Source organism: Streptomyces sp. DvalAA-14, from assembly GCF_900091855.1.
Taxonomy (GTDB): domain Bacteria; phylum Actinomycetota; class Actinomycetes; order Streptomycetales; family Streptomycetaceae; genus Actinacidiphila.
Map to the genome: position 1 here is coordinate 1 of NZ_FMCH01000421.1, position 8,184 is coordinate 8,184.

General features: G+C 71.8%; 5 protein-coding genes and 1 pseudogene. 2 read left to right on the forward strand and 4 right to left on the reverse strand.

Annotated elements, in window-relative coordinates; genetic code table 11:
- A pseudogene (locus GA0115240_RS22470) lies at positions 1-1,439 on the reverse strand (amino acid permease); the annotation flags it as partial.
- A gap of 201 nt (positions 1,440-1,640) precedes the next feature.
- Complete coding sequence (locus GA0115240_RS22475; protein WP_093739003.1) at positions 1,641-2,477, reverse strand: siderophore-interacting protein; 837 nt, start codon at positions 2,475-2,477, stop codon at positions 1,641-1,643.
- 472 nt (positions 2,478-2,949) lie between these two features.
- Between GA0115240_RS22475 and GA0115240_RS22480 the strand changes: the two genes are divergently transcribed.
- Positions 2,950-4,527 (forward strand): cellulase family glycosylhydrolase, encoded by a 1,578-nt coding sequence (locus GA0115240_RS22480; protein ID WP_093739011.1) that lies wholly within the window; start codon positions 2,950-2,952, stop codon positions 4,525-4,527.
- A gap of 207 nt (positions 4,528-4,734) precedes the next feature.
- Positions 4,735-6,444, forward strand: coding sequence for an MFS transporter (locus GA0115240_RS22485; RefSeq protein ID WP_093739005.1), 1,710 nt, complete (start codon positions 4,735-4,737; stop codon positions 6,442-6,444).
- A gap of 125 nt (positions 6,445-6,569) precedes the next feature.
- On the opposite strand, the gene GA0115240_RS22490 is transcribed toward GA0115240_RS22485, so the two are convergent.
- Entirely contained in the window at positions 6,570-7,226 is a 657-nt protein-coding gene (locus tag GA0115240_RS22490) for an alpha-ketoglutarate-dependent dioxygenase AlkB family protein (RefSeq protein WP_093739007.1), read from the reverse strand.
- Positions 7,223-7,984, reverse strand: coding sequence for a FadR/GntR family transcriptional regulator (locus tag GA0115240_RS22495; RefSeq protein WP_093739009.1), 762 nt, complete (start codon positions 7,982-7,984; stop codon positions 7,223-7,225). The genes GA0115240_RS22490 and GA0115240_RS22495 overlap by 4 nt, the downstream gene beginning before the upstream one ends.
- Between the last annotated feature and the right edge of the window lie 200 nt (positions 7,985-8,184).

Genomic DNA, 8,184 nt, shown 5'->3' on the forward strand with positions numbered 1-8,184 from the left:
GAGGGTGAACCACTGGAAATACCAGTGCCCGCCCGAGGGGTCGTAGACCGCCGCACGCGGCCAGGCCAGGTTGACGGTCATGGCGAGGCCGTAGAGGAGGGCCAGCGCGTTGACCGGGATGCCCCAACGGCCCAGCGAGAAGGCGGCGTTGCCCAATTCGTCGGTGCCGGCGGGGAGTTCGCCGCGCAGGCGGCGCAGCAGCTGGGGGCCGGTGACCATGGCGTACGCGAGGTAGAGCATGACGATGCACGTCGTGCCGATGGCCAGCCACGCCTCGGGGGAGGAGAAGCTGAGCAGCAGGAGAGCGGCCGACAAGACGCCCACCGCCAGTGCGGGGACCGGGGTTGGCCGGTGCGCGGCGAGACGCGGGCGAGGGTGCGGGAGAAGGGGAGGGCCTCGTCGCGGGCCATGGAGAAGAGCATGCGCGTCGCCGAGGTCTGGATGGCGAGCGTGGCGACGGCCACCGCCAGGGCCACGTCGCAGAGCAGCACCCGACCGAGGCCGTCACCGAGCCGGCTGGTGAGCACGTAGGACAGGCCCTCGGTGCCCAGGCGGCCGTCGGTGAGGCTGGGGGCGGCCAGCAGGGCGGCGAGGACGAGCAGGGAGGCCAGCACACCGGCCGCGGTGAGGGCGGACAGGATCGTCCGGGGGGCGACCCGGCGCGGATGGCGGGTCTCCTCGCTCATCTCTCCCGCGCTGTCGAAGCCGATCATGACGTAGGCCGCGGCGAAGGAGCCGACGAAGAGCGCGGAGGCACCGCCGCCGCCGTGCACGGTGACCGAGGGAGTCCGGTCGGCGTGCGTGAAGAGCAGCACGATGATCAGCAGCGCGCCGAGGATCTCCGCGCTGACCCCGATCCGGTTCACCAGGGACATCACCCGGTTGTCGAGCAGGTTGACCGCGGTGGTGACGACGAGCAGCGCGATGCCCAGCACCGCCGCGTTGGCCGCGCCGTCCGACGAGACCGGTGAGGTGTCCGTACCGATCATCTGGAAGCCGGACCACACCGCGGGCAGGACCACTTGGAGGGCCAGTGCCGCCGCGGCCACCACCACGATCTGGCCGAGGACCATGATCCAGCCCGCGTACCAACCGAAGACCTTGTTGCTGAGCCGGCTCGACCACTGGTAGACGGCGCCGGAGATCGGGTAGCGGGCGGCGAGTTCGGCGAAGCAGGCGGCGACGAGCAGTTGGCCGATGAGCACCGCGGGCCAGGTCCAGAAGAAGCGCGCGCCGCCGAAGGAGTAGCCGAAGGCGAAGAACTGGAAGACGGTGGTGAGGACGGAGATGAAGGAGAAGCCGGCCGCGAAGGAGGCGTAACGGCCCAGGCTGCGGTGGAGTTCCTGGCGGTAGCCGAAGCCGGCCAGGGCGGCGGTGTCCTCGCCGCTGGGCCCGTCGGGCGGGTCGGGGCGGATGTCGGAAGGCGCGCTGACGCTCATGGCCGGGTCCCCTGTCACGAATTCCTGTCGGGCGACAGAAATTAGGTACCCGGTGTTTCACCGCGATGACACGCCCGTGTCGGCCGCGGGCCGAACTCCTCACGGTCCCGCGGGGGCCTCCGACCTCCACATCCCGCGGCGGCCGGGTTGTCCGGTCCGCGGCGGAAGCCGTCAGCAGCAGCCGGTGGCAGCGGGCAGCAGTCAGCGTTCCTGTTCGCGCTCCACCTCGTCGTTCCACTCCCGCTTGGACGCCTGCCAGCCGTCCTCGTCGGCGCCCCGGCGCCAGTAGCCCGAGATGGAGAGGCGCTCGCGCGGCACCGCCCGGTCCAGCCGGAGATGGCGGCGCAGTTCCTTGACGAAGCCGGCCTCGCCGTGGACGAAGACCTGGACGTCGCCGGCTGGGAAATCGAGGGCGGTCACCGCTTCGACCAGGGCCGCGCCGATCGGGCCGCCGCCGCGGTGCAGCCAGACGATGTCCGCCTCGCCCGCGGTGGGCAGCTTCTGCTCCTCGTCGAGGCCGGCGACCTCGACGAAGACCTTCGCGGGGGCGCCCGGCGGCAGTTGCTCCAGCGCGGCGGCGATCGCCGGCAGTGCGCTCTCGTCGCCCGCCAGCAGGTGCCAGTCGGCCGTCGGGTCGGGGGCGTAACCCCCACCGGGACCCATGAAGTGGACGCTCTCGCCGGGGCGGGCCGCCGCGGCCCAGGGCCCGGCGAGCCCCTCGTCGCCGTGGTGGACGAAGTCCACGGTCAGTTCGCGGGACGCCTCGTCCCAGGCCCGCACCGTGTACGTACGGGTCCGCGGCCACTGCTCGCTCGGGAGGTCGCGGCGGATCGCCTCGATGTCCAGCGGCTCGGGGTAGGTGACGCCCTCGGGCGGGAAGAGCAGCTTGACGTAGTGGTCGGTGTGGGCGCCGATCTCCAGCGCGGACGCCGGATCGACGGCCAGCACCACCCGGATCATGTGCGGGGTGAGCCGCTCGGTGCGCACGACGGTGGCGTGCTTCGGCGTACGGTTCCTGCGCTGCGGTCGGTCGGCCATGGGTGCCCCGTTCTGTCGATCGCTGATCGTACTTAGGCAAGCCTAACCGATAGCCGGAAATGGCCTCTCGCGGAGCGGCCGGGCGGGCAACTGCGCTTGATTCCGGGGTGCTTGCCACGACGGGCACGGTCCTGGCCCTTGACGCCGACCGTATCGCGGGGCTCCATGGAGGAGTGCTTGGGAGCGCTCCCACGCATCATTGGGTGCGACGCCTCCGGCCGACCGCGCCCTGCCGTGCCACGCCCCCACGCGTGCGCCACGATGCCCCGCCCATGTCCCACCCCGCACCGAAGCGTTCCGTCCCCCCACCGAGAGGAATCGCCACGTGTTCTCCCGTCCAGGCTCACCGAACCCCCCGGCAAGTGCGCCGGGTCCGACCGGCTCAACCGCGCCGACCGGCTTGGCCCAGCCGACCGGCCCGACGTTCCCGACAGCCCTGAGACACCTGAAGCGGCCGAACAGGCCGCAGGCGCTGCTGGCCGCCCTCGTCGCGGCCGCACTGATCGCGCTGCTCTCCCTGGCCGGACAGCCGGCGGCCTCGGCATCGCCCGCGGCCAACCCGGCCGCCGCCGCGCCCGCCGCCGCGCCCGCCGCCGCGGGCAGCGGCTACTGGCACACCAGCGGCCGGCAGATCCTGGACGCGAACAACCAGCCGGTGCGCATCGCGGGCATCAACTGGTTCGGCTTCGAGACGACCAACTACGTGGCCCACGGCCTCTGGACGCGCGACTACAAGAGCATGATCGACCAGATGAAGTCGCTCGGCTACAACACCATCCGGCTGCCCTACAGCGACGACATCTTCAAGGGCACCCAGCCCTCCGGCATCAACTACTCCAGCGGGATGAACGCCGATCTGGCCGGCCTGGACTCGCTCGGCGTGATGGACAAGATCGTCGGCTACGCCGGTGCGGTCGGGATGCGGGTGATCCTGGACCGGCACCGTCCGGACTCCAGTGGGCAGTCGGCGCTCTGGTACACCGCGTCGGTGCCCGAGTCGACCTGGATCGCCGATCTCAAGGCGCTCGCCACCCGCTACCGGGGAAACACCGCGGTGATCGGCATCGATCTGCACAACGAGCCGCATGATCCCGCGTGCTGGGGCTGCGGTGACACCACCACCGACTGGCGGCTGGCCGCCGAGCGGGCCGGCGACGCGGTGCTCGGGGTCAACCCCGACTTGCTGATCTTCGTGGAGGGCGTGCAGAGCTTCAACGGCGGCTCCACCTGGTGGGGCGGCAACCTGCAGGGCGCGGGGGCGTATCCGGTGGAGCTCGACGTGGCCCACCGGGTGGTCTACTCGGCGCACGAGTACGCCACCAGCGTCGCCCAGCAGCCGTGGTTCAGCGACCCGACCTTCCCCGCGAACATGTCGGCGATCTGGGACAAGAACTGGGGCTATCTGTTCAACCAGAACATCGCGCCGGTCTGGGTCGGCGAGTTCGGCACCACGCTGCAATCCACCACCGACCAGATCTGGTTGCGCACCCTGGTGCAGTATCTGCGGCCGACCGGCACCTACGGCGCCGACAGCTTCCAGTGGACGTTCTGGTCCTGGAACCCCAACTCCGGGGACACCGGCGGCATCCTGAACGACGACTGGACGACGGTGAACACCGCCAAGGACGCCTACCTCGCCGACATCAAGGCGCCGGCCTTCAGCGGCGGCGACACCGGCGGCGGAAGTACCGGCGGCGGAAGCACGACCGGCGGCACGACGGGGGGTAGCACCGGTGGCACCGGCGGCAAGAGCTGCGCCGCGAGCCTCCACATCGACAACCAGTGGAGCACCGGTTTCACCGCGACCGTCACGGTCACCAACACCGGCGCCTCGGCCGTCGCCGGCTGGACGGTCGGCTGGACCTGGCCGGGCGGCCAGCAGGAGACGAGCGGCTGGAACGCGGACATCCGGCAGACCGGTGCTTCGGTCACCGCCGCCAACCTCTCCTACAACGGCGCCCTGACCCCGTCCGGCACCGCCGGCTTCGGCTTCCAGGGCACCGCCGCCGGCCCGTTCACCGTACCCGCGCTCAGCTGCACCCCCTCCTGACCACCCCGCTCCCACCTCCTTGTGCCGCGCCGGCGGGTCCCGTACAGGGCCCGCCGGCCTCGTGCCGGGGAATCACCTCGTGCGTACCCCCTAGGCATACCGACTGGTCGGTACTAACCTCTGCCCAACTCGGACACAGGACCGTCATCGGCGTCCTGGCTCTTCCGAGGTCATCGAACCGGTTTCCCGTATCTCAGGAGGGGCCGCATGTCCGCCACCCCGACGTCCTTCGACGCCGACAGACCCGGGCCGGGGGCCCCGGCCAGCACCGGCGCCCGTACCGCGCTCTCCCGGCTCTACCGCCGCGACCTGGCCGAATACCCGGCCACTGGGCGCCGGATGGCCTATCTCGCGATCGTGGTGCTCACCACGGTCGTGCTCTACTACATGCTTTACATCCAGTACGCGGTGGCCACCTCGATCATCACGCACTTCGGCATGACCTACCGCTACTTCGTGTGGGTCTCGGTGATCGGCAACGCGGTCGGCGCCTTCGCCTCGCTGATCGCCGGACTCGCCGACCGCTGGGGCCGGGCGAACATGGTGGTCTACGGGCTGCTGATCGCCGCGCTGCTGGTCTTCTTCGGCCTGCCGAACGCCGGCAGCAAGGCGACCTACCTGGTCCTGTTCGCCCTGGTCAGCTTTATCGAGGGCATCGTGCTGGTCGCCACACCAGCTCTGATCAGGGACTTCTCACCACAGTTGGGCCGGGCCACCGCGATGGGCGCCTGGACGATGGGCCCGGTCGTCGGCAGCCTGGTGGTCACGAGCGTCACCAGCAGCACCCTGGACAGCTCCAGTTGGCAGGACGAGCTGCGCTACTCGGCGATCGCCGGCTTCATCGTCTTCGTGGTGGCGATCTTCGCGCTGCGGGAGTTGTCGCCGCGGCTGCGGGACCAGATCATGGTGAGCCTGCGGGACCGCGCGCTGGTCGAGGCGCGGGCCAAGGGCATCGACCCGGTCGCCGCCCGGCGCGGCGAATGGCGGCAGATGCTGCGGCTGGACGTGACCGGCTCCGCGCTGGCCATCGCCCTCTTCCTGCTGCTCTACTTCGCGGCCGTCGGCAACTTCGTGGTCTACTTCGCCACCACCTACGGCTACAGCGAGCAGCGGGCCAACGCGGTGGCGAACTGGTACTGGGCCGCCAACGCGATCGCCCTGGTGGTGGTCGGGCTGCTGTCGGACCGGATCAAGGTACGCAAGCCCTTCATGATCGTCGGCGCGGTCGGGTCGATCGTGATGACCGCGATCTTCGCCACCCGCGCGACCCATCCGACCACCGATTACTACACCTTCGCCTGGCTGTTCGTCGGTATCGGTGTCTTCAGCGGGGTCGCCTACGGGCCGTGGATGGCGAGCTTCACCGAGACGGTGGAGAAGCACAATCCGGCCGCGACCGCCACCGGCCTGGCGGTGTGGGGCTGGACCATCCGGATCGTGGTCGCGGTCTCGGCCGCCTTCATCCCGGTGCTGGTCACCTCGGTGACCCCGCTGGTGGACCACGGAACACAGGTGACGGCCGCGCAGAAGCAGGCCGCCCCCGCACTGGCCATCGTCAACGCCCACCAGCAACTCTTCGCGGAGCTGGGCAAGTTCCCGCCCGGCAAGGCTCCCGCCGCGCTCGGCGCGCAGGCGATGCAGGAGGTCGGGCCCGCCGACCTGGCCGTGGTGCAGAAGGCGGGGCCGCAGCTCGCGGTGCTCACCAAGTACGGGGCCAAGGTGCAGAAGGCCGCACACGACGGCCCCGGGCAGTGGCGCGACTGGTGGTGGATCTGCGTCGGCGGCCAGGTGCTCTTCCTGCCGTTCGTCTTCCTGATGGCCGGCCGCTGGAGCCCCAAGAAGGCACGCGAGGACGCGGATCTGCACCAGCAGGCAGTGGACCAGGAGATGGCCGCGCTGGCGACCGAACGCGCCTGAGCGGCATCTGACGGAGCGTCATATCGGCGGCCACGCGGCGGTGTCGACCCGTGGCCGCCGGTGACGACCGGCGGGCAACAGAGGGCCCGGATCCGTCGCGCTTACCGACCGGCCTGCGCTCCGCCTCACTCCAGACCGGTGACCCGCAGGGTCACATTGAGCCGGCCGCCGGACAGCCCGGTGGCCGGCTCACCCGTGCCGGGCCGCACCTTCGGCACCCCGTGGTAGGCGAAGCGCGAAGGCCCGCCGAAGACGAACAGGTCGCCGGACTCCAACTCCACGTCGGTGTACGGCCTGCCGCGTCCCTCCGGGTGGCCGAAGCGGAAGACACACGTGTCGCCGATGCTCAACGACACCACCGGGGCAGCGGACTTCTCGTCCTTGTCCTGATGCATGCCCATCGTGGCCCGGCCCTGGTAGAAGTTCACCAGCGCGGTGTCCGGTGCGTACGCCTCGCCCGCGGCCGGATCGCGCCACGCGTCGGCGACCGCGCGACGGCCCAACGCGCCCAGCCAGTCCGGGAAAGCGGCCACCCGGGCGCCGTTCACATCGGTGGCCACCCGCTCGTAGGCGTACGGCCGCCAGTGCCAGCCCACGCACACCGTCCGGACCGACATCACGCCGCCGCGCGGCAGCCGGGTGTGCCGCATCGGCACCGGCCCGACCGCCCACTGCCGGCAGGCGACGACCAACTCCCGCTGCTCGTCGAGGGAAAGCCAGCCGGGCAGGTGGACCGCGCCGGGTGCGACGTCTCTGCGCGGCCGGGGGAGCAGGGCGTTCACGGCGTCCCGCCGCCCGGCGCGTCGCCCGCTTCCCGCACCGCGGCGTCGCCTGCTTCCCGCACCGCCGCGTCGCCCGCCCGCACATGCTGCTGGGTGGACCGCAGTTCGGCCCGCAGCACCTCACCCGCCCGGTCGGGGTCACCGGTCGTCACCGCCTCGACCAGCGCCCGGTGCGCCGCCTCGCCGTGCTCGGCGTCGTGCCCGGACACGTCCATCAGGTCCAGCAGATCGAGCAGGCCCTCCCGCAGCCGGGGGATGAACTGGCCGAACACGTCGGTCAGTACCGGGTTGTGGGCCGCGGCGACCACCGCTGTGTGCAGGGCGATGTCGGCGTCGATGAAGGCCGCTCCGCCCGCGCGGGCCGCCACGGCGCGGGCCGCGAGCGCCGCGTCGAGTGCCGCGACGTCCTCGGGGGTCCGGCGGTCCGCGGCCAGCCGCGCGGCCTGCACCTCCAGTACGGCCCGCACCTCGTAGATGTCGGCCAGCGCGGCCCGCCGCAGCCGGGCCGGCCACTCCTCGTCCGGCCGGTCCGCCGTGACGAACACTCCCGCGCCCTGCCGGGCCCGGACCAGACCGGCGCCGGCCAGCGCCCGCAACGCCTCCCGCACGGTGGAGCGGCCCACGCCCAGGGAGGCCGCGAGCGTGGTCTCGCCCGGGAGTTTGGTGCCGACGGGCCACTGTCCACTGGTGATCTGCTCGCGCAGCTGCTCGGCGGCCTGCTCCACGAGCGGGCTGGGGCGGAGGGCACCGAGCGGCATGGGATCTCACCTGTCAGCTTGTCCGAGGGATCGCTTCGTGGCCACGGTACCCGCCGTGACGGCGGCTCCCGCAACCGCCGGCCCGCTGCCCCGCCGGCCCCGCCGACCCCAACGGCCGGCGAAGTCCGGCGGCGCTCGTCCTCGGTGGCGCGCCGCCTGGCGGCCGGAGCCCGGGCGGCAACCGGTGCCACGGCTACCGT